General features: G+C 72.1%; 31 protein-coding genes and 1 pseudogene. 23 read left to right on the top strand and 9 right to left on the bottom strand.

Annotated features, from left to right (window positions below):
- Positions 1-136: 136 nt before the first annotated feature.
- The 14 genes from ACZ4W5_RS04320 (at position 137) to ACZ4W5_RS04385 (ending at position 13742) form a co-directional block, all read left to right on the top strand.
- Entirely contained in the window at positions 137-1024 is an 888-nt protein-coding gene (locus ACZ4W5_RS04320) for an ABC transporter permease (RefSeq protein WP_465652697.1), read from the top strand.
- Positions 1017-1844: an ABC transporter permease gene (locus ACZ4W5_RS04325; protein WP_465652699.1), complete on the top strand. Its 828-nt coding sequence runs from the start codon at positions 1017-1019 to the stop codon at positions 1842-1844. Before ACZ4W5_RS04320 ends, ACZ4W5_RS04325 begins: the two co-directional genes overlap by 8 nt.
- Before the next feature lie 26 nt (positions 1845-1870).
- A complete protein-coding gene (locus ACZ4W5_RS04330) occupies positions 1871-2830 on the top strand; it encodes an ABC transporter ATP-binding protein (RefSeq protein ID WP_465652701.1) in 960 nt (319 codons plus the stop codon).
- 236 nt (positions 2831-3066) lie between these two features.
- Positions 3067-4293, top strand: a complete 1227-nt coding sequence (locus tag ACZ4W5_RS04335; protein WP_465652703.1) for a glycosyltransferase family 2 protein — start codon at positions 3067-3069, stop codon at positions 4291-4293.
- 65 nt (positions 4294-4358) lie between these two features.
- Entirely contained in the window at positions 4359-5654 is a 1296-nt protein-coding gene (locus ACZ4W5_RS04340; protein ID WP_465652835.1) for a nucleotide sugar dehydrogenase, read from the top strand.
- 116 nt (positions 5655-5770) lie between these two features.
- The gene (locus tag ACZ4W5_RS04345; protein WP_360238905.1) at positions 5771-7066 is read left to right on the top strand and encodes a DUF445 domain-containing protein; all 1296 of its coding nucleotides are present in this window, start codon (positions 5771-5773) and stop codon (positions 7064-7066) included.
- A 66-nt stretch (positions 7067-7132) separates the two neighbouring features.
- A complete protein-coding gene (locus ACZ4W5_RS04350) occupies positions 7133-8203 on the top strand; it encodes an adenosine deaminase (protein WP_402485966.1) in 1071 nt (356 codons plus the stop codon).
- 164 nt (positions 8204-8367) lie between these two features.
- Positions 8368-8967 carry a toxin-antitoxin system HicB family antitoxin gene (locus ACZ4W5_RS04355; protein ID WP_465652707.1) on the top strand — a complete coding sequence of 200 codons (600 nt, stop codon included), beginning with the start codon at positions 8368-8370 and terminating at the stop codon, positions 8965-8967.
- Between the two features lie 94 nt (positions 8968-9061).
- Positions 9062-9901: a DUF4097 family beta strand repeat-containing protein gene (locus ACZ4W5_RS04360; protein WP_465652709.1), complete on the top strand. Its 840-nt coding sequence runs from the start codon at positions 9062-9064 to the stop codon at positions 9899-9901.
- Positions 9901-10869, top strand: coding sequence for an ATP-binding cassette domain-containing protein (locus ACZ4W5_RS04365; protein WP_465652711.1), 969 nt, complete (start codon positions 9901-9903; stop codon positions 10867-10869). The genes ACZ4W5_RS04360 and ACZ4W5_RS04365 overlap by 1 nt, the downstream gene beginning before the upstream one ends.
- Positions 10866-11639 carry an ABC transporter permease gene (locus ACZ4W5_RS04370; protein WP_402485955.1) on the top strand — a complete coding sequence of 258 codons (774 nt, stop codon included), beginning with the start codon at positions 10866-10868 and terminating at the stop codon, positions 11637-11639. The genes ACZ4W5_RS04365 and ACZ4W5_RS04370 overlap by 4 nt, the downstream gene beginning before the upstream one ends.
- Positions 11640-11820: 181 nt before the next feature.
- The gene (locus ACZ4W5_RS04375; protein WP_465652713.1) at positions 11821-12402 is read left to right on the top strand and encodes a hypothetical protein; all 582 of its coding nucleotides are present in this window, start codon (positions 11821-11823) and stop codon (positions 12400-12402) included.
- Between the two features lie 132 nt (positions 12403-12534).
- Positions 12535-12933 carry a hypothetical protein gene (locus tag ACZ4W5_RS04380; RefSeq protein WP_465652716.1) on the top strand — a complete coding sequence of 133 codons (399 nt, stop codon included), beginning with the start codon at positions 12535-12537 and terminating at the stop codon, positions 12931-12933.
- A 53-nt stretch (positions 12934-12986) separates the two neighbouring features.
- A complete protein-coding gene (locus tag ACZ4W5_RS04385; protein ID WP_465652718.1) occupies positions 12987-13742 on the top strand; it encodes a DUF6193 family natural product biosynthesis protein in 756 nt (251 codons plus the stop codon).
- Between the two features lie 548 nt (positions 13743-14290).
- Here the strand turns inward: ACZ4W5_RS04385 and ACZ4W5_RS04390 are convergent.
- Both ACZ4W5_RS04390 and ACZ4W5_RS04395 read right to left on the bottom strand, forming a co-directional pair.
- Positions 14291-14476, bottom strand: a complete 186-nt coding sequence (locus tag ACZ4W5_RS04390) for a DUF397 domain-containing protein (protein ID WP_465652720.1) — start codon at positions 14474-14476, stop codon at positions 14291-14293.
- A gap of 3 nt (positions 14477-14479) precedes the next feature.
- Positions 14480-15337: a Scr1 family TA system antitoxin-like transcriptional regulator gene (locus tag ACZ4W5_RS04395; protein ID WP_465652722.1), complete on the bottom strand. Its 858-nt coding sequence runs from the start codon at positions 15335-15337 to the stop codon at positions 14480-14482.
- Between the two features lie 216 nt (positions 15338-15553).
- On the opposite strand from ACZ4W5_RS04395, the gene ACZ4W5_RS04400 reads away from it, so the two are divergent.
- The 3 genes from ACZ4W5_RS04400 to ACZ4W5_RS04410 are packed head-to-tail and all read left to right on the top strand — an operon-like array spanning position 15554 to position 16310.
- Entirely contained in the window at positions 15554-15925 is a 372-nt protein-coding gene (locus ACZ4W5_RS04400; protein ID WP_465652724.1) for an ATP-binding protein, read from the top strand.
- Positions 15922-16197, top strand: coding sequence for a hypothetical protein (locus ACZ4W5_RS04405; RefSeq protein WP_360240646.1), 276 nt, complete (start codon positions 15922-15924; stop codon positions 16195-16197). The genes ACZ4W5_RS04400 and ACZ4W5_RS04405 overlap by 4 nt, the downstream gene beginning before the upstream one ends.
- Complete coding sequence (locus ACZ4W5_RS04410) at positions 16182-16310, top strand: hypothetical protein (protein WP_465652727.1); 129 nt, start codon at positions 16182-16184, stop codon at positions 16308-16310. The genes ACZ4W5_RS04405 and ACZ4W5_RS04410 overlap by 16 nt, the downstream gene beginning before the upstream one ends.
- An 89-nt stretch (positions 16311-16399) precedes the next feature.
- On the opposite strand, the gene ACZ4W5_RS04415 is transcribed toward ACZ4W5_RS04410, so the two are convergent.
- The 3 genes from ACZ4W5_RS04415 to ACZ4W5_RS04425 form a co-directional block, all read right to left on the bottom strand.
- A complete protein-coding gene (locus tag ACZ4W5_RS04415) occupies positions 16400-17119 on the bottom strand; it encodes a helix-turn-helix transcriptional regulator (protein WP_465652729.1) in 720 nt (239 codons plus the stop codon).
- A 16-nt stretch (positions 17120-17135) separates the two neighbouring features.
- Positions 17136-18068: an alpha/beta hydrolase gene (locus ACZ4W5_RS04420; RefSeq protein WP_465652732.1), complete on the bottom strand. Its 933-nt coding sequence runs from the start codon at positions 18066-18068 to the stop codon at positions 17136-17138.
- Positions 18069-18177: 109 nt separating this feature from the next.
- Positions 18178-18801: a TetR/AcrR family transcriptional regulator gene (locus ACZ4W5_RS04425; RefSeq protein ID WP_465652734.1), complete on the bottom strand. Its 624-nt coding sequence runs from the start codon at positions 18799-18801 to the stop codon at positions 18178-18180.
- Positions 18802-18947: 146 nt separating this feature from the next.
- On the opposite strand from ACZ4W5_RS04425, the gene ACZ4W5_RS04430 reads away from it, so the two are divergent.
- The 3 genes and pseudogenes from ACZ4W5_RS04430 to ACZ4W5_RS04440 all read left to right on the top strand — a co-directional run.
- Positions 18948-19631, top strand: coding sequence for a DUF998 domain-containing protein (locus tag ACZ4W5_RS04430; RefSeq protein WP_465652736.1), 684 nt, complete (start codon positions 18948-18950; stop codon positions 19629-19631).
- A gap of 82 nt (positions 19632-19713) precedes the next feature.
- Positions 19714-19926: a DUF4287 domain-containing protein gene (locus ACZ4W5_RS04435; protein WP_465652738.1), complete on the top strand. Its 213-nt coding sequence runs from the start codon at positions 19714-19716 to the stop codon at positions 19924-19926.
- A 175-nt stretch (positions 19927-20101) separates the two neighbouring features.
- Positions 20102-20314: pseudogene (locus ACZ4W5_RS04440) on the top strand (IS110 family transposase); the annotation flags it as partial.
- A 23-nt stretch (positions 20315-20337) separates the two neighbouring features.
- Here ACZ4W5_RS04440 and ACZ4W5_RS04445 read toward each other — a convergent pair.
- Entirely contained in the window at positions 20338-20781 is a 444-nt protein-coding gene (locus tag ACZ4W5_RS04445) for an SUKH-3 domain-containing protein (protein WP_465652740.1), read from the bottom strand.
- Between the two features lie 183 nt (positions 20782-20964).
- Between ACZ4W5_RS04445 and ACZ4W5_RS04450 the strand changes: the two genes are divergently transcribed.
- On the top strand, positions 20965-21519 hold the full coding sequence (locus tag ACZ4W5_RS04450; protein ID WP_360240667.1) for a GNAT family N-acetyltransferase: 555 nt from the start codon (positions 20965-20967) through the stop codon (positions 21517-21519).
- Between the two features lie 46 nt (positions 21520-21565).
- Here ACZ4W5_RS04450 and ACZ4W5_RS04455 read toward each other — a convergent pair whose 3' ends face one another.
- Together ACZ4W5_RS04455 and ACZ4W5_RS04460 are read right to left on the bottom strand one after the other, a co-directional pair.
- Positions 21566-22402, bottom strand: a complete 837-nt coding sequence (locus ACZ4W5_RS04455; protein WP_465652743.1) for an NmrA family NAD(P)-binding protein — start codon at positions 22400-22402, stop codon at positions 21566-21568.
- Between the two features lie 29 nt (positions 22403-22431).
- A complete protein-coding gene (locus tag ACZ4W5_RS04460) occupies positions 22432-22746 on the bottom strand; it encodes a hypothetical protein (RefSeq protein ID WP_465652745.1) in 315 nt (104 codons plus the stop codon).
- A gap of 94 nt (positions 22747-22840) precedes the next feature.
- Here ACZ4W5_RS04460 and ACZ4W5_RS04465 point away from each other — a divergent pair, with 94 nt between their 5' ends.
- Positions 22841-23632 (top strand): MBL fold metallo-hydrolase, encoded by a 792-nt coding sequence (locus tag ACZ4W5_RS04465; RefSeq protein ID WP_465652747.1) that lies wholly within the window; start codon positions 22841-22843, stop codon positions 23630-23632.
- Between the two features lie 45 nt (positions 23633-23677).
- On the opposite strand, the gene ACZ4W5_RS04470 is transcribed toward ACZ4W5_RS04465, so the two are convergent.
- Positions 23678-24667: a quinone oxidoreductase family protein gene (locus tag ACZ4W5_RS04470; RefSeq protein WP_465652749.1), complete on the bottom strand. Its 990-nt coding sequence runs from the start codon at positions 24665-24667 to the stop codon at positions 23678-23680.
- A 111-nt stretch (positions 24668-24778) separates the two neighbouring features.
- Here ACZ4W5_RS04470 and ACZ4W5_RS04475 point away from each other — a divergent pair, with 111 nt between their 5' ends.
- Complete coding sequence (locus ACZ4W5_RS04475) at positions 24779-25150, top strand: ArsR/SmtB family transcription factor (RefSeq protein WP_465652751.1); 372 nt, start codon at positions 24779-24781, stop codon at positions 25148-25150.
- Positions 25151-25560 lie beyond the last annotated feature (410 nt).

Genomic DNA, 25560 nt, shown 5'->3' on the forward strand with positions numbered 1-25560 from the left:
TCGCATAGCGCGTCCACTTCGGCAGCTCCGCACGTCCGGCCCGGTACCCCCGGGGGCGGTCGGTCGGGGCCGCTGGAGCGTGCGCCGACGTCTCGCGGCGCCCGTCTGCGCCGGTAAATGTCGATAAGGAGACAATATGCACGGAGCTTCCACCGCGGAGGCGAGGCCTCCCGATACCGGCACCGCCCCCGGGCTGTCCGCCGCCGCCGGGCTGTACGCTTCCCTCGGGCTGTACGCCGCCGTCGCCCGCGGCGCCTTCCGCCGCTACTCCACCTACCGCGCCGCCACCCTGGCCGGGACCTTCACCAACACCGTCTTCGGGGTCATCCTGGCCTCCTCCTTCCTCGCCCTCTGGCAGGCCCGCCCCAACCTCGGCGGCTACGACCAGGGCCAGGCCGTCACCTACATCTGGGTCAGCCAGGGCCTGCTGGTCACCGTCGCGGTCTGGGGCGGGGGCTTCCAGGACGAGGTCCAGGACCGCTTCCGCAGCGGGGACATCGCCGTCGACCTCTACCGTCCGGTCGACTTCCAGGGCTGGTGGCTGGCCACCGACCTCGGCCGGGCCGGCTTCCAGGCGCTGGTCCGCGGCACCGTGCCGATGCTGTTCGGCGCCCTGGTGTTCCGCACCCGGATGCCCGAGCGGCCGCTGACCTGGGTGTTCTTCCTGCTCTCGGTGCTGCTCGCGCTGCTGGTCAGCTTCGGCGTGCGGTTCCTGGTCTCGATCACCGGCTTCTGGCTGCACGACTCGGAGGGGGTGCGCGCGGTGACCCTGGTGGTCTCGATGTTCTTCTCCGGGATGCTGCTGCCGATCGCGCTCTTCCCCGGCTGGCTCGGCGACCTCGCCCGGGTGCTGCCCTGGGCGGCCCTGGTCAAGGTGCCGACCGACGTCTTCCTGGAGCGGGCGGGCGGCACCGGGCTGCTGCGGGCGCTCGGCTTCCAGTTCGGCTGGGCGGCCGCGCTGCTGGCCGCGGGCCGGGGCGCGCAGTGGCTGGCGACCCGCCGGGTGGTGGTGCAGGGTGGCTGAGCCGCTCCTCGCCCGGACCTCCTGGGCGGTCCGCTCCTGGTGGATCTGCGCCCGGATGTGGATGCGCTCGATGATGGCCTACCGGGCCTCCTTCCTGCTCAACCTGCTGGCCAGCCTGGTCACCCACTCGCTCGACTTCGTCGTGCTGGTGATCATGTTCCGGCACACCGACCAGCTCGGCGGCTGGCGCCTGCCGGAGATCGCCTTCCTCTACGCCACCGCGACCTTCTCGCTCGGCGTCGCCAGCCTGCTGGTCGGCTCGGCCGACGGCCTCGGCGTACGGATCATGAACGGTTCGCTGGACACCATGCTGGTCCGCCCCGCGCCCGCGCTCTCCCAGCTGTGCGCCGAGCGGTTCAGCCTGCGCCGGCTCGGCCGCCCGCTCCAGGCGGTGATCGTGCTCGGCTGGTCGCTGGCCGCCCTGGACGTGCACTGGACCTGGGACCGGGTGCTGCTGGTGCCCGTCCTGCTGGTGTGCGGCAGCGTCATCTTCGGCGCGATCTACGTCGGCGGTGCCACCGTCCAGTTCTGGTGGGGCGAGTCCAAGGAGATCCAGAACTCCTTCACCTACGGCGGCGCGACCCTGCTGCACTACCCGCCTACGGTCTTCGCCAAGGAACTGGTCGCCGGGGTGGTCTTCGGCGTCCCGCTGGCCTTCGTCAACTGGCTGCCCACCCTGCGCATCCTCGACCGGCCCGACCCGCTCGGGCTGCCCACCGCCTTCCAGTACGCCTCCCCGGTCGCCGCCGCGCTCTGCGTCGCCGCCGCCGGGCTGGCCTGGCGGGCCGGACTGCGCGCCTACCGGGGCACCGGCAGCTGACCCTCCCCGCAACGCAAGGAGCACCCATGGCACTGATCGAACTCCAGGACGTCCACCGCACCTTCACCGTGCGGGCCCGCACCGGCCGGTTCAGCCGGGTCAAGCGCGAGGTGCGCGCGGTGGACGGCCTCGGCTTCACCGTCGAGGCCGGCGAGTGCGTCGGCTACATCGGGCCCAACGGGGCCGGGAAGTCGACCACCATCAAGATGCTCACCGGCATCCTCGTCCCCAGCTCCGGCCGGCTGCGCGTCGCCGGGGTCGACCCGGCCCGCGAACGGGTCGCGCTGGCCCGCCGGATCGGCGTCGTCTTCGGGCAGCGCACCACCCTGTGGTGGGACCTCCCGCTGCGCGACTCCTTCGAACTCGCCCGCCGGATCTACCGGATCCCCGACCGGCGGTACCGCGAGAACCTCGGCCGCTGCGTCGAACTGCTCGACCTGGGCGGCCTGTTGGACACCCCCGTACGGCAGCTCTCGCTCGGCCAGCGGATGCGCGGCGACCTCGCGGCGGCCCTGCTGCACGACCCCCAGGTGCTCTACCTGGACGAGCCGACCATCGGCCTGGACGTGGTCAGCAAGGGCCGGGTGCGCGAGTTCCTGCGCGAGGTCAACCGGGACCACGGCACCACCGTGCTGCTCACCACCCACGACCTCACCGACATCGAGCAGCTCTGCGGCCGGGTGATGGTGATCGACCACGGCCGGGTCGTCCACGACGGTGGGCTGGACGGGCTGCACGCCGCCGGGCGCAGCGAGCGGACCCTGGTGGTCGACCTGGCCGAGGCCCGGCCGCCGATCGAGGTGGCCGGGGCGCGGGTGGTGAAGGTCGAGGGGCCGCGCCAGTGGCTGGCCTTTCCGGCGCAGGAGAGCGCGGCGCCGATCGTGGCGGCGGTCGCGGCGCGGTACCCGCTGGTGGACCTCTCGGTGCGTGAGCCGGCCATCGAGGACGTGATCGCGCGGATGTACGCGGAGGTGGCGATCGGCTGAGGCGGGGCGGGGGCGGAGCCGGGGCGTGCGGGGCGGGGGCGTGCGGGGGCAGGGCGCGCGGGGGCGCTGGGCCCGGGGCGTGCGGGGCGGCCGGTTGACGGTTCGGGCGGGCGTTCGGTTCCGGTCACCCGTCCGGGGAGGGCACGTGACTCCCCGGCGGGTGGCCGAGTTGGACGGTGCATCTCCGCCGGTCAGCGCGCCGGTGAACCACCACTGCCCCGGAGGCCCGCCGCCCGATGACCGTACCCGACGTGACCGTGGTGGTCGCGGTCTACAACACCATGCCGTACCTCACCGCCTGTCTGGACTCGCTGGTCGGGCAGTCCCTGGGGCCGGGGCGGCTGGAGGTGGTGGTCGTCGACGACGGCTCCACGGACGGCGGCGAGGTGCTGCTGGACGAGTACGCGGCCCGGCACCCCGGGCTGTTCCGGGTGGTCCACCAGCCCAACTCGGGCGGCCCGGCGGCCCCCACCAACCGCGGCACGGACTTGGCCTGCGGGCGGTACGTGCTGTTCCTCGGCGCCGACGACTGGCTCGGTGAGGAGGCACTGGAGCGGCTGGTCGCGGCCGCCGACGCCTGGGGCTCGGACGTGGTGGTGCCCAAGCAGATCGGGGTGAACGGGCGGCTGGTGCCGCAGGGCATCTTCCACGCCGACGCCGAGTCGGTCGGCTTCGCCGACTCGGCGCTGGCCTGGGCGCTGTCCGACACCAAGCTGTTCCGGACGGACCTCGTCCGGCGCCACGGGCTGCGCCGCAACGAGGAGTTGAAGGTCTTCTCGGACCAGCCGTTCACCCTGGAGGCCTGCCTGCGGGCCGCCCGGGTGTCCGTCCTCGCCGACTACGACTACTACTTCCTGGTGCTGCGCGAGGACCGGGGCAACGTCACCGAGCGGGCCTCGGTGCTCGACCGGCTGCGCGGGATCACCGCCCTCCAGCAGGTGGCCGCCGAACTGGCCGGTCCCGGCGAGGAGTTGGACGCCATCCGGGTGCGCAGCTTCGCCTGGGACGTGCCCCGGCTGCTCCAGGACGGCTTCCTGCTGCTGGACGACGCCCTGCAACGGCGGGTGTGCGCCGAGGTCGGCCGGATGATCGAGCGCTTCGGCGCCCGCTCGGTGTACGACCGGCTGCCGGTCACCGCCCGGCTGCGGCTCGAACTCGCCGCCGCCGTACGGCCGGAGGCGCTGCGCGACCAGATCCGCTACGAGGCCGCGCACGGCGACCCGCCGGTGGTGGTGGCCGGCCGGCGGCGCTACGCGGGCTACCCGGCGTTCCGGGACGCCCGGCTCGGCCTGCCCGACGGGCTGTTCCTGCTGGGCGAGGAGCCGCCGCCGGTCGCCGCGCCGCCGCTCAACCTCGCCCAGCAGCTGTGGCGCGGCGTCGTGCCGGAGCAGGTGCGGCGCGGGCTGCGGCGCCGTTCGGCGTGGCGCAGGCTCGCCAACTCGGTGAACGGGGGGCGGGGATGAGCCCCGACGTCGGCCCGGAGGTGAGCCCGGACGTCGGCCCGGAGGTGAGCCCGGACGAGCGCGGACTGGACGTCTGCGTGGTCGGCCTCGGCAAGCTGGGCCTGCCGCTGGCCGTGCAGTTCGCGTCGAAGGGCCACCGGGTCCTCGGCGCGGACATCGCGCCCAGGGTGGTGGAGAGCGTCAACCTGGGCGTGCCGCCGTTCCCCCGGGAGGAGGGGCTGGACGAGGCGCTCAAGCGGGTGGTCGCCGAGGGCCGGCTGCGCGCCACCACCGACACCACGGCCGCGGTGGCCGCCTCGCAGGCCGTCGTCCTGGTCGTCCCGCTGGTCACCGCCGCCGACGGCACCCCGGACTTCGCCCTGCTCGACGCGGCCACCGACGCCGTCGCGGCCGGGCTGCGCCGCGGTGCGCTGGTCAGCTACGAGACCACGCTGCCGGTCGGCACCACCCGGGAGCGCTGGGCGCCCCGGCTGGCGGCCGGCTCCGGGCTGGCGCCCGGGGCGGACTTCGCGCTGGTGTTCAGCCCGGAGCGGGTGCGCACCGGGCGGGTCTTCGCCGACCTGCGGCGCTACCCCAAGCTGGTCGGCGGGCTGGACGCCGCCTCGCTGCGGCGCGGCGCCGAGTTCTACCGGGCGGTGCTGGACTTCGACCCGCGCCCGGACCTGCCCCGGCCCAACGGGGTGTGGGAGCTGGCCTCGGTGGAGGCGGCCGAGTTCGCCAAGCTCGCCGAGACCACGTACCGGGACGTCAACATCGCGTTGGCCAACCAGTTCGCCCGGTACGCGGACCGGGTCGGGGTGGACTTCGCGGAGGTCGCGGACGCCTGCAACTCGCAGCCGTACAGCCATCTTCACCGGCCGGGTATCGCCGTCGGCGGGCACTGCATCCCGGTGTACCCGCGGTTGTACCTGTGGAACGACCCGGCGGCGACGGTGGTCCGGGCGGCCCGGGAGGCCAACCTGGAGGTGCCCGGGTACGCGGTCGGGGTGCTGGCGGGTGCGGTGCCGGGGGGCATCGCCGGGCAGGGGGTGCTGGTGCTGGGGGCCTCGTACCGGGGCGGGGTCAAGGAGACGGCGTACTCGGGGGTGTTCCCGCTGGTGGCGGCGCTGGAGGCGGCCGGGGCCCGGCCGTACGTCGCCGATCCGCTGTACCGGGCGGCGGAGCTGGCGGCGCTCGGGCTGCCCCCGTACGGCGGGGAGCCGGTGGTGGCGGCGGTGTTGCAGGCGGACCACCCGGAGTACCGGGAGCTGGGGCCGGCGGAGCTGCCGGGGGTGCGGGTGCTGCTGGACGGGCGGCGGTGCACGGATCCGGCGCGGTGGGCGGAGGCCGGGGTGCGGCGGATCGTGCTGGGCGGGGCGTGAGGGGGGGCGGAGGCGTGAGGGGCGGAGGCGTGTCGGCCCGGGCGCGTACGGGCTCCGGGGGCGTGTGATCGTGGGGCACGCCCCCGTCCGCGCCGGTCAGCGGGCAGACTGGCGGGGTGAGTGACGAAGCCTTCAGCGGGACCGGCCCCGGGGTCCGGTTCACCGCGGCCGACGAGCAGAAGAGACACGGCGTCCGCCGGATGAAGACCATCGCGACCGGCCTGCTGGCCTTCGCGACCCTGGTCTTCGCCCTCGCCACCTGGGCCAAGGCGGCCGGCGCCGGCCCCTGGGCCGGGTACGTGGCGGCCGCCGCCGAGGCGGGCATGGTCGGCGCGCTGGCCGACTGGTTCGCCGTGACGGCGCTGTTCCGCCGCCCCTTCGGCCTGCCGATCCCGCACACCGCGATCATCCCGACCAAGAAGGACGCCTTCGGGCGCTCGCTCGGCGACTTCGTCGGCGACAACTTCCTGGCCGGCCACGTGGTGCGCGGCCGACTGGCCGCGCTCGGCGTCGGCCGCCGGCTGGGGGAGTGGCTGGCCGCACCGGGGAGCGCCGAGCGGGTCACCAAGGAGGCCTCGGCGGCGCTGCGCGGACTGCTCGCGGTGCTGCGCGACGACGACGTGCGGGCGGTGGTCGCCGAGGCGGTGACCAGGCGGGCCGCCGCGACCTCGGTGGCCGAGCCGATGGGCCGGATGCTGGGCAAGGTGGTCGCGGACGGCGGGCACCACGGCGTGGTGGACCTGGTCGCCGTCCGGGCGCACGGCTGGCTGACCGACAACCACGAGGACGTGGTCCGCAAGGTCACCCAGAAGACCCCGGGCTGGACCCCGAAGTTCCTCGACCACCAGGTCGGCGAGCGGGTCTACAAGGAACTGCTGCGCTTCGTCACCGACATCCGGGACGACCCCGACCACCCGGCCCGCGGCGCGATCGACAACTTCCTCGCCGACTTCGCCACCGAGCTGCAGAACGACCCCGAGACCATCGCCCGGGTCGAGCGCGCCAAGGGCGAGCTGCTGGCCCGCCCCGAGGTGCAGGACCTGATCAACTCCACCTGGGCGGCCGTGCGCACCCTGGTGATGGGCGCGGCCGAGGACGAGGACAGCGAACTGCGCCGGCGCATCCGCGACGGCGTGCGCCGCTTCGGCGAGCGCCTGGCCACCGACCCCAAGCTCCAGGCCAAGGTCGACGGCTGGCTGCAGGACGCCGCCCAGTACCTGGTCGACACCTACCGGACCGAGATCACCTCGCTGATCTCCGAGACGGTGGCGGGCTGGGACGCCGACGAGGCCTCGCGCAAGATCGAGGCCAACGTCGGGCGGGACCTCCAGTTCATCCGGATCAACGGCACCGTGGTCGGCGCCCTGGCCGGGTTGCTGATCCACACCGTGGCGGTGGCCCTCGGCGGGTGACCCGGGCCTCGGCCTATCCTTGCCAGCACCACTCGGTACGCGCGTAGAAGAGAAGAGGGAACGACCGTGGTCCAGCCGGACGGAAGTCGGATCGGGAACCTGGGTGACCGGAGCATCGAGGCGTTCATCGCCGGGATGCCCAAGGCGGAACTGCACGTCCACCACGTCGGCTCGGCCTCGCCGCGGATCGTCGCCGACCTGGCCTCCCGGTACGCCGGGCAGTCCAAGGTGCCGACGGACCCGGCGGCGCTCGCCGAGTACTTCACCTTCACCGACTTCGCGCACTTCATCGAGGTCTACCTGAGCGTGGTGGACCTCGTCCGCGACGCCGAGGACGTCCGGGCGCTCACCTACGGCGTGGCCGAGGACATGGCCCGGCAGAACATCCGCTACGCCGAGCTGACCCTCACCCCGTACTCCTCGGTCAGGCGCGGCATCCCCGACGTGGCCTTCATGGAGGCGATCGAGGACGCCCGGCTGCGCGCCGAGAAGGACCTCGGCGTGGTGCTGCGCTGGTGCTTCGACATCCCCGGCGAGGCCGGCCTGGAGGCCGCCGAGATCACCGCCCGGCTGGCCACCGACCTGGCCCCCGAGGGCCTGGTCAGCTTCGGTCTGGGCGGCCCGGAGATCGGTGTGCCGCGGCCCCAGTTCAAGCCGTACTTCGACCGGGCCCGGGCGGCCGGCCTGCGCTCCGTCCCGCACGCCGGTGAGACCACCGGGCCGGAGACGGTCTGGGACGCCATCCGCGAGCTCGGCGCCGAGCGCATCGGGCACGGCACCCAGGCGGTGCTGGACCCGGCGCTGGTCGACCACCTGGGCGAGCACCGCATCCCGCTGGAGGTCTGCCCGACCTCCAACATCGCCACCCGGGCGGTCGAGCGGATCGAGGACCACCCGATCAAGCGGATGGTGGACGCCGGGCTGCTGGTCACCGTCAACAGCGACGACCCGCCGATGTTCGGCACCGACCTCAACACCGAGTACGCGGTGGCGGCGCGGCTGCTGGGGCTGGACGAGACCGGGGTGGCGGCGCTGGCCCGCAACGCGGTCGAGGCCTCGTTCCTGGAGCAGGCGGGCAAGGCGCGGCTGGTCGGCGAGATCGACTCCTACCTGGCGGGCTGGCAGCAGCAGCGCTGACGTTCCCGCAGGTCAACCGCCCCGTCGACCCCTGGTCGGCGGGGCGGCGCCGTTCCTGGTGCCGTTCCTGCTGCCGTTCCTGGTGCCGGACCGTCCCGAGCGTGGTGCCAAAGTGGTGCCACAAATGGCTCGACATGGCGCCAGTGCTGTGCCATGCTCTAGCCATGGACCTCACGCCGTACGTCGAAAACCTCCGGAACGAGCTCGCGGTGGCCGCCGCCACCGGCGGGGACGAAGCGCGGGCGCTGGCCGACCGGCTGACGCTCCCGCTGGAGTCGGCCGTGCGGCTCACCCTGCTCAACGCCCTCTCCGCCGCCATGGGTGAAGTCACCCGCGACCTCGCCCCGGGCTCGGTGGACGTGCGACTGCGCGGCCTCGATCCCGAGTTCGTGGTGACGGCGCCGCCGGGCTCCGGCGGCTTCCACGGCGACGAGTCGCCCGCGGTGCCGGATGCGCCGCCGTCCGTGGTGCCACCGGTGGTGCCGCCCGTGGTGCCACCGATAACGCCGTCGGTGCCCTCGGCCGGAACGCCGGAGTCGGACGAGAGCGGCACCGCCCGGATCAACCTGCGCCTGCCCGCGCACCTCAAGGCCAGGGCGGAGGAGGCCGCCGGGCAGGAGGGCCTCTCGCTCAACGCCTGGCTGGTCCGGGCCGTCGCCGGTGCGGTCGACGGCGGCGCCCGGGCCGCCCGCCCGGCTGCCGAGCTCGGTTCCCGCACCGTTCGCGGCGTCGGCGGCCAGGGCTTCACCGGCTGGGTCCAGTAGCGCCTCGCAGTACCGCCAGACCGATCGCCCCTGCAACGTCACCCCCGCTCCGACCGGCGGGGACACTCACACGAGTCAAGAGGACGGCACAGCCATGCCCACGTACGAGACCGACGGACAGATCTCCGTCTCCCTGGAATTCGAAATCGGCTCGGTGTGGATCCGGGCGACCAAGCGCACCGACACGGTCGTCGAAGTCCGGCCGACCAGCTCCGCCAAGGACGCGGACGTCAAGGCCGCCGAGCTGACCCAGGTCGACTTCTCCGGCGGCCGGCTCACCGTCAAGGGTCCCAAGCAGCGGACGGTGTTCTCCAGCAAGAAGGGCTCGATCGACCTCACGGTCGAGCTGCCCGCCGGCTCCGAGGTGCACGCCGACTCCCCGATGGCGGACTTCGTCACCGAGGGTCCGCTCGGCGACTGCCGGATCAAGACCTCCATGGGGCGGATCCAGGTCGACCGGGCCGTGGGCGCCCGGCTCAAGACCGACATGGGCGACATCCGGCTCGGCACCGTCTCCGGGGACGCCGAGGTGACGGGTTCGGGCCGGATCGAGGTCGGCGCCGTCGGCGGCCGGCTGACGGTCAAGAACAGCAACGGCGACACCGAGATCGACGAGGTGCACGGCGTGCTGACGGCCAACGCCTCCAACGGCCGGATCCACATCGGCCTCGCCGAGGGGGACGTCGAGGCCAAGACGGCGAACGGCCACATCCGGGTCGGCCAGGTCGTCCGCGGCAAGGTCGGCCTCCAGTCCGGCGTTGGGGACATCGAGGTCGGCATCGCGGAGGGCACGGCGGCCTGGCTCGACGTGCACAGCAAGTTCGGCGCCGTCCGCAACGCCCTGGACACGGCGGCCGGTCCGGGCGAGGCCCGGGAGACGGTCGAGGTCCGCGGCGCCACCCAGGTCGGCAGCATCCTCATCCGGAGGGCCTGATGGCGACGACGACGAACCCGGCAACGGCCCCGCTCGCGAGCACCGCGGCGATCTCGGTGGTCGGGCTGACCAAGAGCTACGGGGACAAGGCGGTGCTCAGGGGCGTCGACCTGTCCATCCCGGCGGGCAGCGTGTTCGCCCTGCTCGGCCCGAACGGCGCGGGCAAGACCACCACGGTGGAGATCCTCTCCACCCTCATCCCCGCCGACGGCGGCTCGGCCCGGGTGGCCGGGCACGACGTGGTCCGCCAGGCCGACGGCGTGCGGAGGGCGATCGGGGTCACCGGCCAGTTCTCGGCGGTGGACAACCTCCTCACCGCCGAGGAGAACCTGATGCTGATGGCCGACCTCAACCACCTCCCCCGTCGGGAGGGGCGGAGGCGGGCCGAGGGACTGCTGCGACGCTTCGAGCTCACCGAGGCCGCGCGCAAGCCCGTCGTCACCTTCTCCGGGGGCATGCGGCGCAAGCTCGACCTGGCGATGACCCTGGTCGGCAACCCCGAGGTGATCTTCCTGGACGAGCCCACCACCGGGCTGGACCCGCGCAGTCGGCGCACCATGTGGGAGATCATCCGGGGGCTGGTCGCCGACCACGGGGTGACGATCTTCCTCACCACCCAGTACCTGGAGGAGGCCGACCAACTCGCCGACCGCATCGCCGTCCTGGACGGTGGCCGGATCGTCGCCGAGGGCACGGCCGAGGAGTTGAAGCGGATCGTCCCCGGCGGGCGGATCCGGCTCCAGTTCTCGGACGGCGACCGACTCGCCGCCGCCGCAGCGCTGTTCGACTACGCCACCGCCGACGCGGAGGCCCTGCGGCTGGACATCCCGGGGGACAACTCCGTGCTCACCGTGAAGGCCGTACTGGACACGCTCGACAACGCCTCGGTACGGGCCGAGTCACTGGTCGTGGAGACGGCCGACCTGGACGACGTCTTCCTGCAACTCACCGGAGAGGGTGCACGATGAGCACGGCGACGGCGACGTACGTGGTCAGCGACTCGCTGACCATGCTGCGGCGGAACCTCAAGCGCGCGCAGCGGTACCCGGCGATGACCTTCTCGGTCGTGGTGATGCCGGTGATGATGCTGCTGCTCTTCAACTACGCCTTCGGGGGCGCGTTGGGAGCCGGCATCGGGGGCGGGAGCTACATCGACTACGTGACGCCGGGGATCGTCCTGATGACGGCGACGGCGGGTTCGGTCGCCACGGCGGTCGGCGTCTGCGTCGACATGACCGAGGGGATCGTCAACCGCTTCCGCACGATGCCGATCTCGCGGTCGGCGTTCCTGACCGGGCACGTGGTCGGAAGCGTGATCCAGACGGTCGTCGCGCTGGTGATGGTGATCGGCGCGGCCTTCGCCATGGGGTTCCGGTCCAGCGCCGGGCCGCTGGAGTGGCTGGCGGCGGCGGGCCTGCTGCTGTTCGTGACCCTCACGCTGACCTGGATATCGGCGGGGATCGGGCTGGTCTCCAAGACGCCGGAGAGCGCGAGCAACACGCCGCTGCCGCTGACCTTCCTGCCCTTCATCGGCAGCGCGATCGTGCCGCCGGACTCGATGCCGACCGTGCTGCGCTGGTTCGCCGAGTACCAGCCCTTCACCCCGATCATCGAGACCCTGCGCGGCCTGCTGATGGGCACCGCCATCGGCAACAGCGGCTGGATCGCCCTCGCCTGGTGCACCGGGCTGACGCTGCTCGGCTACTTCTGGTCGCGGAGCGTCTTCTACCGGCGGTGACAGGGGTACGGCCGGTAGCCGTCGGACGGCCCGGGCCGCGGGGACACCCGCAGCCCGGGCCGCCGTGGCGTTTCCGGCCCCGCTCCGCTGCCGGGCCCCTGTAGTAAAGTCCGCGCAAAGCTCGGCAAAGGACCGCGCGGGGGGACGGATGGCGGCGAGGCGTCGCAAGCAGATCGCGTGGGTGCTCAGAGGTCTGGCCCTCGCCGCGTTGCTGGTGTACCTGCCGGGCCTGCACGCCTCCCGTTCGGGCGGGTTGGTGGTGGTCGAGCACTGGTGCAACCGGCCGGTCCTGCTGATCGGGTCGGCGGTGGTGCTGGTCGTGGTCTCGCTGGTGGTCCAGCTGGACTTCCGCACCTGGGTCTCGCAGATCGGCTGCGCGGCCCTGCTGGCTCCGCTCGTCGTCGCCGGGGTGCCGGTGCTGTTCCTGTCCTTCGTGTTCAGCGGTGACGGAGGCCGGGAGGAGCGTTTCGTCAGCCCGAACCGCCCGGACCGGATCCTGAGCGTCACCAACGTCTCCGGCTTCTCCATCGACCCGGTCTACCAGGTGGAGTTGGAGGCCGGCACCGGCTGGTCCACCCGCCACTGGAGCATGGGCACTTGGGACACCCGGGACGGCGACTTCGTCCGCGTCGACTGGACCGGGCCGGACCGGATCACCGTCACCGGCCGCACCTCCCTCACCGTCTTCGACGTCCTCCCCGACGGCAGCCCGGGCGAGCCCCGGGTGCTCCCCAAGCCGGAGCCCGCCGGAGCCGGGTCCTAGACCCGAGGGTCGTCAATTGCCCCCCCCGAGGGCCATCAACCGCCCCCCTAGGCTGGTGCGGTGACGCAGGGGAGTCGTGGGGGACGGGGAGTACGGCCGCGCTGGGTGTGGTGGGTGGCGGCGGTGTGGGGGGTGGGGTTCGCCGAGGGGGCGGTGGTGCACGCGTACGACGTCTGGAGCGGGGGGCTGCACGCGTACGCGTGGTGGCCGGTGCCGAGCCAGGTGCTGTTCCACGCGCTGCTGGTGCTCGACCCCTTGGCCGCCGTGCTGGTCGCCCGGGCCCGGCCGGCGGGGGTGTGGCTCGGGGCGGTGGTCATGGCAGCCGATCTGACCGCCAACTGGTGGGGGAACTGGCACGACTTCCTGCGCCGTCCGCTCGACTACCTCCAGGGCGTGGTCGGGCTGCCGGCGATGACGCTGTTCGGGCTGTTCGTGTTCGTCACCGCGGCCCCGCTGCGCCGGGCCTTCCTCCGCACTACCCCGGCCTTCGAGAGCGGAAAACCCGCTTCCGTACGGTTCGTTCGGAAGTGATCGGATCAGGCCGCTTTCTGGATTCGGGGAATTCGTATCGTCAGACTGGGAGGGTGAATCCTGATCTCAACCCTGACGTCGCCGCCGCCGGGAGCCTCGCCGCCGCACTGGAGTCGGCCGCCGCCGAACTGGCCGTGGACATCACCCTGGTGCCGGGAAGGTGGGGCGACGCGGCCTCGGCGGGCATCGCCGCCCCGGCGGGCACGGCGCCCTCGGGCCCCGCGAGCGGGGGCCGGCGGGGGCCGTTGCACGTCAGCCTCTCCACCGGGGAGCGTTGCTTCGGCGTCTCCGGCTGGAGCCTGGGCACCGAGATGATCACGGGGTGGACGGCCGACCTCCGGGACGTCGTCCGGGCCGCCGTGGCCTGGGGGAGCGGTCTGAGCCTCGCGGAGCTGCGCGAACGGTTCCCGTTCCTCACTTCCTCGGAGCTCGCCGAGGCCCATGAGCACGGGGTTGCCGCCGTGGTCGGGCTGCAGTGGAGCTGGATCCGGGAACGAGCCTTGCAGGAACCGGAGTTCACTGGCTTCGGCCTGCTGGTCGCGGCAGCAGATGCGGAGCCGAGGCTCCGGCAGTTGTCCCCGGTCGTCAGCCACCGGACGCTCGTCCTCCGGGACCGGACCGGCTTCCCGTCCGATCCGGTGATCGCGATCGCTCCCGCGCAGGACGGCTGCCCGTACCGGGTGCAGCGGTTCCCGCACAGCGGGGTGATCGCCGAGGTCGGGACGGCGGAGGAGGCCGTCGCACTGGCCGTCGCCCACCTGCCCGCCGGCCTCGGTCCGGCGGTGCTCGGCAGCACGGAGGACGGCTGACGGCCGGTGCCCCGTCAGGCGTCCGGCGCCCGGTGTCAGACGCCCGGTGTCAGGCGTACTCGTTCTCCTCGTCGTACGGCGGGATGGTTCAGCGCAGCACTGTGCCGCCGGTCGTCCGGAAATGCGAACGGCCCGGCACCTGTAGTAGGTGCCGGGCCGTTCGACAGTGGAGCGCCAGGCCCGGGTTGCACGGACTCTTCCTACTGAAAGTAGGACGTACTCTGGTAGTACCACTGACGCCTGACGAGGATTCATGCCCCTCGCGACGAGAAGAACATTAGCAGCTCAGCGCCCATGATCCGAATCGGGGAGCGGGCGGCGGTTGTTGTCGGGGAATGCGAACGGCCCGGCACCTGTGGCAGGTGCCGGGCCGTCCGACTGTGGAGCGCCAGGCCCGGGTTGCACGGACTCTTCCTACTGAAAGTAGGACGTACTCTGGTAGTACCGCTGACGCCTGACGAGGAACTGTGTTCCTTGCGACGAGAAGAACGTTAGCAGCTCAGAGTGCATGATCCAAAACCGGTCCGGCCGGGCGGTGCGGTCGGAGGTCAGACGTCGAACTCCCCGTTGCGGATGGCGGCGACGAGGTCGCGCCACTCGGTGGGAGTGAGTTGGGCGACGGCCTCGGGCAGGAGGCTGCTGCGGACGTAGACGGCGTCGGGGGTGACGGCTACCTCCGGGCAGTTGCTCGCATTGGCGCATGCGGTGGGACGGACCCAGGAGTGGTTCTCCATCGGTTATATCTCCTTCTTGATCTTCGCGATCAGATCGCGGGAGCCCTCGACCGAAAGTGACCTGTCAGCCATCTGCTCCACCATCGTGCGGTACTCCTCCAGATGGTCGGGCAGGTGGAGGAAGATCGGACCCTCCATGGAGTCGTAGCTGACGGTGTCGAGTCGGGGAACGGGCCCGTTCGCATAGTTGATGGCCTGACCGGGTCCCTTGAAGCCTCCAGCGGCGAAGCTGACCACTCGCAGCGTGACGTGCGGTAGCTGGGACAACTCCAACATCCAGTCCAACTGTTCCCGCGCCACATCGCGGCCGCCGAACTGCATGCGCAGCGCGGCCTCATGGACGATCGCCGTGTATGGATGCGTCCCCTTCGCCATCAACATCTCGGATCGCAGCATTCGTTGCTCGACGCGCGTCTCGATGATGCGTGGGGTCAGGTGGACCTGCGCGTCCTGGAAGATCGCACGGCTGTATCGCTCCGTCTGCATCGGACCTGGCGGGTGGCAGATTTGGTACGAGTACATGCCCCTCGCGTAGTACTCGAATTCGCAGATGTCGAGAAAGCCTTGCGGAACGGATCCGCGATACTCCTCCCACCATCCCTTGCCCTTGTCGCCGGCCATGGCTGCGAGGGCCTCGATGTACTCGGTGTCGAGCTCTCCGTACTTGTGTGCTAGAGCGACTACTCGTTCGGGAGTGATCGAGTAGGTCCCTTGCTCGATGAGCGTGATCTTCGTGCGGTCCACGCCGAAGACTTTGGCCGCCTCTGCGGTGGTCGAACCGGCGGCATCGCGCATCTTCCTCAGCTCGATGCCAACCCGCTGTCTGCGTGCACTGGGGATAGGTGGCATGTGCTCAAGCATCTACCGGGGCGCTATAGCGAGTCCAGCCGCATTTAGGGGTACATGTGGCGAAGGAGGTCGCACATGTACTGTCCGATGCCCTACAGTCTGTGATGCACCGATCACCGAACGGATCGTCAGTAACGCCGCTCGGGCTCCGAAGAACACCCATGTCCAGTGGGCTCGTTCACGGCGACGCATCCTCCGATCTCACCCATTCCCCTCTGGGAGATCCCTGTGCGCAACCTCCTCAACTCCCCCTTTCTCTCCCTCGCGGTCTCCCGCGAGGCCCTCCACGAGGCCCTGACCAGCCTCGACTGGCCCCCGTCGCTCATCGCCGACGCCCAGCTCGCCCTGGTCGAGCTCATCGTCAACTCCTGGCGCCACGCGGACACCCCCGCCCCGGTCGTCGTCATCCTCTTCCGTGGCAACACCCTTCGGGTCGGGGTCTCCGACCGCTCTTCCGTCCTCCCCGAGCAGCGTCCCTTCGACCCCTACTCCGAGTCCGGCCGGGGCCTCCGGCTGGTTGAAGGCCTCACCCACCGTTGGGGTGTCGAGCCCCGGAAGCTCGGCAAAATGACCTGGTTCGAGCTGGACGGTGCCGCGTGAGCGCCGCCCACCACCCGATCCACCCCGCCGACCCGGCCCTGCTCCACCTCACCGGCCGCCAGCTCACCGAACTGATCATCGAACTCCGCACCGAGGGGCGCGAGTTCGGCCTCCTCTGGCCGTCCGCCCACCCGGGTGAGACCAACCTGACCGGCCGCCGGCTCGTCAACTTCGGCAACGTCCCGGCGAGCACCCTGATCAACCTCCTCGCGCTCCTCCGCGAGTACAAGCGCAGCCGCGACGGCGGTCACCACCGATGCTCGGACTCCTGATCGTCAACCTCCTCGCGGCCCTCCTCGGCGCGCTCTGCGAAACCCGCTCCACCGGCTTCTGGCGCAGACCGACCGAGGTCCGACCCCCGCTCGGCGGCGCCCGCCCCCAGTAGCCGATTCCGGTCCGTCCGTACGCAGGAAGTCGGCCCGGTCGACTTCCTGTGCACGCCTCCGCCCGTGCAGCCCTTGTGCCTTCGGATCCTCATGGTGGGGGTGTGAGTGAAGCCAGCGCGGTGGGCCGCACCGCACCGGCGGCGGCCGAGCCGAGCAGCAGGCCGGCCAGGTCATGAGGCAGCGCCTGCTCACCGGTCGGAGCCGCCGCTGTGATTCGGTCCAGCCGGAAGCCTCGACCGGCCTGCCGTTTGCGGCACCAGGCGATGAGGTACCACCTGCCGTCGGCGGTGAGCAGTCCGGCCGGCTCCACCACGCGGTCGCTCTCCCGCCCTGCCGCGTCGAGGTAGGACAGTTGCAGCACCATGCCGTTGGTGAGGGCCTGTTCCACCGCGGCTCGGACCGGCTGCGCGGTCCGAGCCGGCAGCGTGACAATCCGTGCGGCGAGTTCATGGGCCGCCACCGAGGCTGGACCGGTCATCGAGGCCGCGATCTTCTGGGATGCCGTGCGGGCCGCACTGGCGTAGGGGGCCGAGGCATCGGCCATGGCGAGCGCGGCAACCAACGCCGAGGCTTCGTCGGCGGTGAACCGGATCGGGGGGAGGGTCATCGCGGGGTCGATCGACCAGCCCCCGCCTCGCCCAGGTGTGGTGCGCACCGGGACACCGGCCTCCATCAGTGCCTGGAGGTCACGCTGCACCGTGCGCGTGCTGATCTCGAACCGCGCGGCCAGCGCCGCGACCGTCAACGGCCGCGGCGCCGCCGCGCGCAACTCTTCCACCAGTGCATAGAGCCGAGGAGTGCGGTTCATGAGGTTGACGCTACTGTCACGCGGTGGCCAGGAAGTCCCGCTCCCGCTGCAGTTCCCGCTCGGTGATGGTCAGCGGGAACAGCGTGAAGCCGTGCATCGCGCCGGCGACGACGCCGAGTTGCACGGGCGCCCCGGCCGCCTGCCACCGCTCGGCCAGGAAGAGCGAGTCGTCCAGCAGCGGATCCTCGGTACCGACGACGATCCGGGCGGGCGGCAGGCCGGCCAGGTCGGCGAAGAGCGGCGAGACCTCCGGGTCGCGGCGCTGCTCCGCCCCCATGCCCGGCGTGAAGAGCTCGTAACTGCCGTGCAGTGCGTCGGTGTTGCTCAGCAACTGCCTGGAGCCGAACGACCGCTGGCTCGGTGTCATCGACAGGTCGTACGGGCCGAAGAGCAGGTGGGCCGCCCGGAACGCGCCGGTGATGCCGTGCCGGTCGCGAAGGCGCAGCAGGGTCAGGACGCTCAGGTGGGCGCCGGCCGACTCGCCACCGATCAGCAGCCGCCTGGTGCCGAACTCGGTCGCGGCGTGGTCCACCAGCCACCGCGCGGCCGCTTCGCAGTCGTCGGGTCCGGCGGGGAACGGGTGCTCCGGAGCCAGGCGGTACTCCACGCTCACCACGGCCAGCCGCGCCTGCACGGCAAGCCGCCACAGCCGCTCGTCCTGCCCGCCCGCAGAGCCGAACGCCCAGCCACCGCCATGGATGTGCAGGTACACGCCCTCGACGTGGTCCGGCACGAACACCCGGACCTTCACCCCGCCCGCGACGACGCGGTCCCGGCCCTGCGGCAGGCTCACCGGTGGCGCGTCGCCCCCGAGCCGGTTGCGCCGCAGGAGCGCCAGCACGGTTGCATCCGGCGCCCGCCCGCGAGGTGGGCGGCTTGCAGCAGCAGCCTCGAACTGTTCGTTGAATGCCAGGGTCTCGGCGAGGCAGTCCTCGTCTGTGATCGTCATGCGTCGACCGTCGCCGCTGTCCGCGACAACACCCTGTCACCCTTTCCCGGTGAACTGCGTCACAGTTGGTCGGAGCCTCCTTGCGTGCGCCGCCACCCCCCCCGGGAGATCAGCGGTAGGCGGCGAGGAAGGCCCGTACGCCGGCTTCGGCGTAGCGCTCCAGCTCGGCGTCCGTGTGCTGCGGGCTCCCGTGGAACATCGCCTTGTTCACCGGGATCCAGAGCAGCAGTCCCGAGAAGTGGTTGGCCGCGAGCAGTGCGTCGTCCACCTTGAGCGTGCCCTGGTCGGCCAGTCGCCGGAAGGTCTCGGCGAGGGTGGCGAGCACCCGCTCGAAGCCCTGCTCGTACCAAGTGGCGCCCAGTTCCGGGAAGTTGTCGGCGTTGGCGATGATCAGCCGGCGCAGCTGGAGCACCTGTGGCTGGGTCAGGGTGGTGAGGAACTGCCGGGCGAGGGTGCCCAGGTTCTCCTCCAGTGCGGCCGGGTCGGCCGGAATGTCGGACACGAGGTCGATCATCGCCTCGATCCGGTCGGTCGTGGCGAGCACGATCTCGGCGAACAGCTTCTCCTTGTCGGCGAAGTGCTTGTACACCGTCTGCTTGGACACGGCCGCGAGCTTGGCGATGTCGTCCATGCTCGTGCCCGCGTAGCCCTTCGCCATGAAGACCGTGGTCGCGGCTTCCATGATCGCCTGGTGTTTGCGGGCCGACCGGTTGCCGGGCTCGTTCGCTTCCATTCCCGTCTCCCTCCTCCTACTTCCGGGTTCCTCGTCCGGGGCGAACAGTACTGGACAGTCCAGTTCCTGCTCCAGTACCGTACCGTCCAGTTCCGCAGTACTGGACAGTCCAGTTCTGGCGGCCTTGCGTCCTTGGGGGGACTTCCATGGCTCAGCAGGCGATCGACACCGCTTCCACCGCTTCCACCGCTTCCACCTCTGCCACCACGTTCACCGGCCGGCGCGTTCTGCTGGCCGGCGGCGCGCTGGCCGGCCCGCTGTTCCTCGGCCTCGGAGTGGCCCAGGGCCTCACCCGTCAGGGCTTCGACTTCTCCCGCAACGCCATCAGCCAGCTCGGCCTCGGCGACCTCGGCTGGATCCAGGTCGCGAGCTTCCTGCTCACCGGCGTGCTGCTGGCCGCCGGCGCGGTCGGCCTCCGCCGCGCCATCGGCGGCGCCCCCGGCGGCACCTGGGCCCCCAGGCTGGTCGCTGCGTTCGGCGCCTCCTTCCTCCTGGCCGGCGTCTTCAAGGCCGACCCCGGCGCGGGCTTCCCGGCCGGAACGCCGGACGGCCGCGGTGAACTGAGCGGCCACGGCACCGTCCACCTGCTCAGCGGCACCCTCGGCTACCTGGCGCTCTGCCTCGCCTTCCTCGCCCTGGCCCGGCACTTCGCCGCGCGCGGGGAGCGCGGCTGGGCCGTCGTCTACCGCATCGTCCCGGTCGGCGTGCTGGCCGGCTTCGCGGGCTCCGGCGCCACCGTCCTCGCCTTCACCCTCGGTGCCGGCCTCGGCCTCCTCGCCCTCGCGGCAGCGATCCTGCGGGTCGGGGCCGTTGTCAGTGCCGAGCGCTAACGTCGGCTCCGTAACGTCGACTTCCTCACGTCACCTCAGAACAGCCGCACACCGGCCGAGTAGAGAACAGGACACCCGCGCGATGACCACTCCCGTCAAGGGCCCCGCCAGCTACTTTCCGGCGATCGAGAAGAAGTACGGCCGCCCGGTCGAGGAGTGGCAGGGCCTGATCCGCAGCTCGCCGCTCACCAAGCACATGGAACTCGTCGCCTGGCTCAAGACTGAGCACGGCCTCGGCCACGGCCACGCCAACGCGCTCGTCGCCCACACCCTCGCCGAGCACAAGGCCGGCTGACCGGCCGCCACCCGCCACCACCTGGGGGAAGCCTCGTGATCCTCGCAATCCGCACCTACCTCCTCCGCCCGCCCCGTCGCCGGGGGCCCTAATCCGTTGTTAGCGGCTTGAACTGGCGGCGGCCCTGTGGGCGCCGGGCAGACGCCATCGGGGTACCTGGCTGGAAAGCCTCACCGCCGGCTGCCTCTTGGCGTTCTCCGCGATCACCGCCTCGCCCGGCGCCAAGGCTCACTACTGGCGCCGCCGTGACGACCACGGTGGCTGGCACGCCGCTGCCCAGCGCGACCTGTTCAACCGCATGCTTGGCCAGCTCTACGACTGCCTCAAGGCCCGCTGTCTGTTCGACGAACAGACAGCCTTCCCCACCGCACTGCCCGTCGCGGCCTGACCGTCTGGTGGTCGGTGCCGAGGTCAGGCAACCCTGTGCGGCATGGCTCCGAGGACGAGGCCGTCCATGCCTGTGGGCAGCCGTCCGAAGGTGGCCAGGCAAAAGGGCTGGACCGTGTAGAGCTCGCCGTGTTCGTCGATGCCAAGAAGCGCATGGCCGTGGTCGAGCTCACCGACAGGGAAGATCCTGACTCCTCTGGCTTCGCTCCAGGCCGCGAAGCGGTCTTCCTCACTGTTCCAGACGTTCATGGGGTCCAGGTCGAATGCCTCACGAGCGCGGGTGATTCCGGCGCCAAGCCACCCGACCTGCAACCCACCGAACTCTGCCAGGAACTCCTTCGCAGCTTGGTGCATCACCAGGCCGGTCTCCGCGAAGCTCACGCGCCACACGTCGGTGTCCACACGACGACCGGAGAACCAGCCCACCGAGCGCAAGGTTGCCTGGGTGACGGGGGCGAGATCGCTCATGTCGGCACATCCTGGCGTCACCAGGGCGCACACGCAATGGACCCTCGATTCGAGCACTGCACGAGATCGACCTGACGGCTTGGCGCCGTGAGGTGTCTGCGGTCGGTGTCAGTAGCACCTCAGGGCGTTGCCGCCGCGGGAAGGGGGTTGCGCGGGGGCTCCCGTAGCGCTGACGATCATGCGATGAGCACAGTGATCAGACGGGTACGGGTCGAGGAGTGGGAGCGGGTCAAGGAGATCCGGCTCGCCGCGTTGCAGGACCCGGTCGCGGGCATCGCCTTCCTGGACACCTACGAGAGCGCCGCTGCCAAGCCGGACGAGTTCTGGCAGGAGCGCACCGCCGGAGCCGCCGAGGGCGACGCGGTGCACCAGCTTGTCGCGGAGGCCGCGGACGGCCGCTGGCTCGGCACCATGACCGTGCTGCTCGAGCAGCCCGGCGGGGAGGGTGCCCTCGGCGGCGACGTCGTCACCGTGCCGCAGACCCACGTCGTCGGGGTCTACGTCCGCCCCGAGGCGCGCGGCACCGGCCTGGCGCACGAGCTGATCCGGGCCGCCCAGGAGTGCTCCTGGGCGCTCACCGAGCCCAAGGTCCAGCGGGTCCGGCTGTTCGTCCACGAGGACAACGCCCGTGCCGAGGCGATGTACCTGCGGGCCGGCTTCCGGCGCTCCGGCGTATCCGTGCCGGTGCCGGGCGACGAGACGCACCGGGAGATCGAGCTCGCGGTCGAGCGGGGCTGAGCCCCCGCCTGCCGTCTGCCGCCCGGCGCCCGCCGCCCGCCGCCCGTCAGCGGAAGTCCTCCGCGTGGTCCCGGACCCAGGAGCGGAAGCTGCGGGCCGGGCGGCCGAGCACCTGCTCGACCGTGTCCGTCACCCGTTCCGGTTCACGGGTGAACGACTCCCAGGCCCGCAGCCGGGACTCCACGAAGGCCGCGTTGCCCCAGGCCGCCGTCAGCTGCTCCCGGGCCGTCTCCGGCGCCAGTTCCTCCCAGCGGACCTCGGTGCCGAGTTCCTCGCCGATGATCCGCACCAGCTCGGCGTGGGCGAGCGACTCGGGCCCGGTGACCACGTACTTGCCGCCGTCGTGCCCGTCCTCGGTGAGCGCCCGGACGGCCACGTCCGCGATGTCGCGCTCGTGGACCAGCGAGCGGCGCGCCCGCCCGTACGGCCAGCGGACCACGCCCGTGCGGACCTGGTCGGCCCAGCCGAGCGCGTTGCCCGCGAAGTCGATCGCCCGGACGAAGGTCCAGGCCGTGCCGGAGCGGCGGATCAGCCGCTCGATCTCCTGGTGGAAGACCACGGCCGGTTCGTCGTCCGCGAGGTCCGGCACGTCCGTCGAGAGGTAGACGACGCGCTCGGCGTGCTCGGCAATCAGCTTGACCACCCGTGGCTGCACCGGGATCCCGGGCCACATCAGGTAGACGCCGTCCACCCCGCCGTCCAGCGCGGCCGTGAGGCTCTCCGGCGCCGCAAGGTCCCCCTGGAAGGCCGCCACCCCGGCGGGCAGCGAGGATGCCGCCGCGTCCCGCACCAACGCCCGTACCTCGTGCCCGCCTTCGACCAGCGAGGCCACCACGTGCCTGCCCACACTGCCGTTCGCGCCGATCACCAGAACCTTGGTCATGCCGGGCCCAACTGCGCGACCGGACCGGCCTATTCCCCTCGCGCGGCCCGGGCGGGGCACTGCCAGTCGGCCGCGTCGAGCTCCTGGTCCGCCGTGTCGCCGAGGTGGAAGCAGTGGCCGAAGGCCCACACCGTGACCGAATCCCGGCGGTGGTCCACCTGGAAGGGCTGATCACCGCGCACGGTCCCGGGCCACGAACCGTCCGCTGCGGGGGAGTGGGTGATGACGACCCGGGTCTGCCCCGGCTCGAGCTGGTAGGCGTCGGCCCACGGCTCCACGGTCAGTTCCAGCGGCGTATCGCCGTCGTTCCTGACCAGCAGCCGCGCGGTTCCCCCGGCGAACATCTCCGACACCACTCCTCGACCTGGACGCACATCTGCGGACCGATCATCGCACCGTCGGACCGGCCGACCTCCCGGGCGGGGCTAGGCTCGGCCGATGGTCGAATCCTCATCAGCTCCCGGCCCCGGCCCCGACAGCGCCCTGCGACTCACCGTCCTGGGGAGCGCCACCCCCTACCCGAGCGCGGACAACCCGTGTTCCGGCTACCTGGTGACTGCCGGGGGAGCCCGGGTGTGGGTGGACGCGGGCACCGGGACCCTCGGTCCGTTGCAGCGGTACGTCCGGCTGGACGGGCTGGACGCGATCTGGATCTCGCACCTGCACGCCGACCACTGCGCCGACCTGCTCACCGCCTACTACGGCGCGTTGTACGCGGACGTGCGGCTCGCCGCGCCGATCCCGCTCTACGGCCCGCCCGGCATCGCCGACCGGCTGGCGGACTTCCTGACCAACTCGGCGCGCCGCAGCCCGGTCGAATCCGCCTTCGCCGTCACCGAGTTGTCCGACGGGCACCGGGTCGCGGTGGGCTCCGGCGCGCTGCCACTGACGCTGACCAGCCGGGCGGTGGAACACGGCATGCCGGCCTTCGCGCTCCGGGCGGAGGCCGGAGGCCGCTCGCTGGTCTACTCCGGCGACACCGCGCCCTGCGCCGCACTCACCGAACTGGCCGCCGACTGCGACCTGTTGCTGTGCGAGGCGGAGGGCGACGACCCCGCGCACCACACCGCCGAGCAGGCCGGCGCCACCGCCGCGGCGGCCCGGGCCGGTCGGCTGGTGGTCACCCACGTGGGCCGGGCGCTGACCCCGGCGGAGGCGGTGGCCCGCGCCGCGTCCCGGTTCGCCGGCCCGGTCGGGCACGCCGACCCGGGAGCGGTCCTCACGGTCTGACGGGCCGGGTCGGGCCGGATCGGCCGGCCGGCCCGGCCCGACCGCTCAACCGCCCACCCGCACCACGTACTTGCCGGTGGCCCGCCCCTCCTGCATCGCGTCGTGGGCGGCCGGTACGGCCTCCAGGCCCGGGAGCTCGGTGAGCGGCACGGTGAGTCCGCGGTGCGCCTGGAGGTCGAGGGTGGTCCGGATGGCCCGGGCGAGACGCTCGGGTGCGGTGACGGCGTAGCCGCGGTGGCTGAACCCGGTGACGGAGAGGTTGCCGCCCATCAGCCGGCCGAGCGGGGGCAGCGCGTCGAGTTCGCCGCCGCCCGCGTTGCCGAACAGGACGATCCGGCCGCCGGGCGCGGTGACGGCGAGGTCGAACTCCAGGGCGGCGGTGCCGAGTGGGTCGAGCACGAGGTCGACGCCCCGGCCGTCGGTGGCGGCGCGGACGGCGTCGGCGAGCTTCTCGTCGCGGGCGAAGGCCTGGTGGTAGCCGAGTTCGACGGCGGCCGCGGCCTTCTCCGGGCGGCCGACGGTGCCGATCAGGATGCCCCCGCCGCCGAGCAGCGGGACGAGCTGGGCGACGGCGCTGCCGATGCCCCCGCCGGCCGAGTGGACCAGGACGTTGTCCCCGGCGGTGAGCCGGCCCGCGTCGGTGAGCAGCAGGACGGCGGTGGCGAGGCCGAGCGGGGCGGCGGCGGCCGCGCTGAGCGTCAGCCCGTCCGGGACGGGGACGGTGAGGACGGCGTCGGCGAGCACCACCTCGGCGAGTCCGCCGCCGACGGGCGCGGCCGCGACCCGGTCGCCGACGGCGAGTCCGGTGACGCCTTCACCGAGCGCGCGGACCGTACCGGCGACCTCCTTGCCCGGCAGGTGCGGCCACTCGGCGGTGTAGCCACCGTCCCCGCGGCGGGTCATCACGTCCACGAAGTTCAGTCCGGCCCAGGCGACGTCGATCGCGACCTGGCCGGGGCCGGGGCGCGGTGCCTCGATCTGCTGGATCTCGGAGTTCTCGGCTCCGCCGGGTGCGGTCATCACCAGTGCGCGCATGTCGGCCCCCCTCGACTACGATGTTCGACGAACGGCGAAATTGCCGTGGACACAGTGGTACCACCCAGTTTCGTCGTTTGTCGAACATTGCAGATCAGAGGAGGTAGGAAGATGCCCCGCAGCACCCGCCGCCGGCCGGCGCTCACCCACCCCGCGGTCGAGGAGATCGACCTGTACGACGTCCTGCACGCGCTCTCCGACCCCACCCGGATGACCATCGTCCGGATTCTGCGCGCCGAACCCGAACGGGCCTGCGGCACCTTCCCGGTGGACGTCGCGCCCTCCACGCTCAGCCACCACTTCAAGGTGCTGCGCGAATCCGGTGTGATCAACCAGCGCGAGGAGGGCAACCGCCGGTTCTCCGCGCTGCGGACGGTCGACCTCGAACGGCGCTTCCCCGGCCTGCTCGACACCGTCCTGGCCGCGCTCGCACGCAACGAGCACGGAGCGGAGCTCGGCGCCGAACCGGCCTGGCACGGCTAGGTCGGGATCCGCGACCCCCTGCGGCGCCGCAGCATCAGGGCGACCATCCCCGAGTTCAGTCGGAGTCTTCCGGGCTGTCCGCCACGAGCTCAACGACATTTGGTCCTGCAAGATCAATTACGAGACACGGCTCGGTCCATCGCCTTCGGGCCGACTTCCCGTGCAGTGTCGCTTGACGGCGTGGGCTGCCAGGGTTACCTGCCCGCCGGCCAGTACATCGACAAGGACATGACGCCGATCAACTCGATCACCCTGCAGCCGTAGTCGGCGCCCGCCGCTGATCTCCGCCCGTTGGGGGGGGGGGGGGGGGGGGGGGGGGGTTGTTTGAAGAAGAGGGTCCCCGGGGGAAGGGGGGGGGGGGGGGGGGGGGGGGGGGGGTGGGGGGGGGGGGGGGGAGGGGGGGGGGGAAG

Source organism: Kitasatospora sp. NPDC029367 (genome assembly GCF_055569135.1).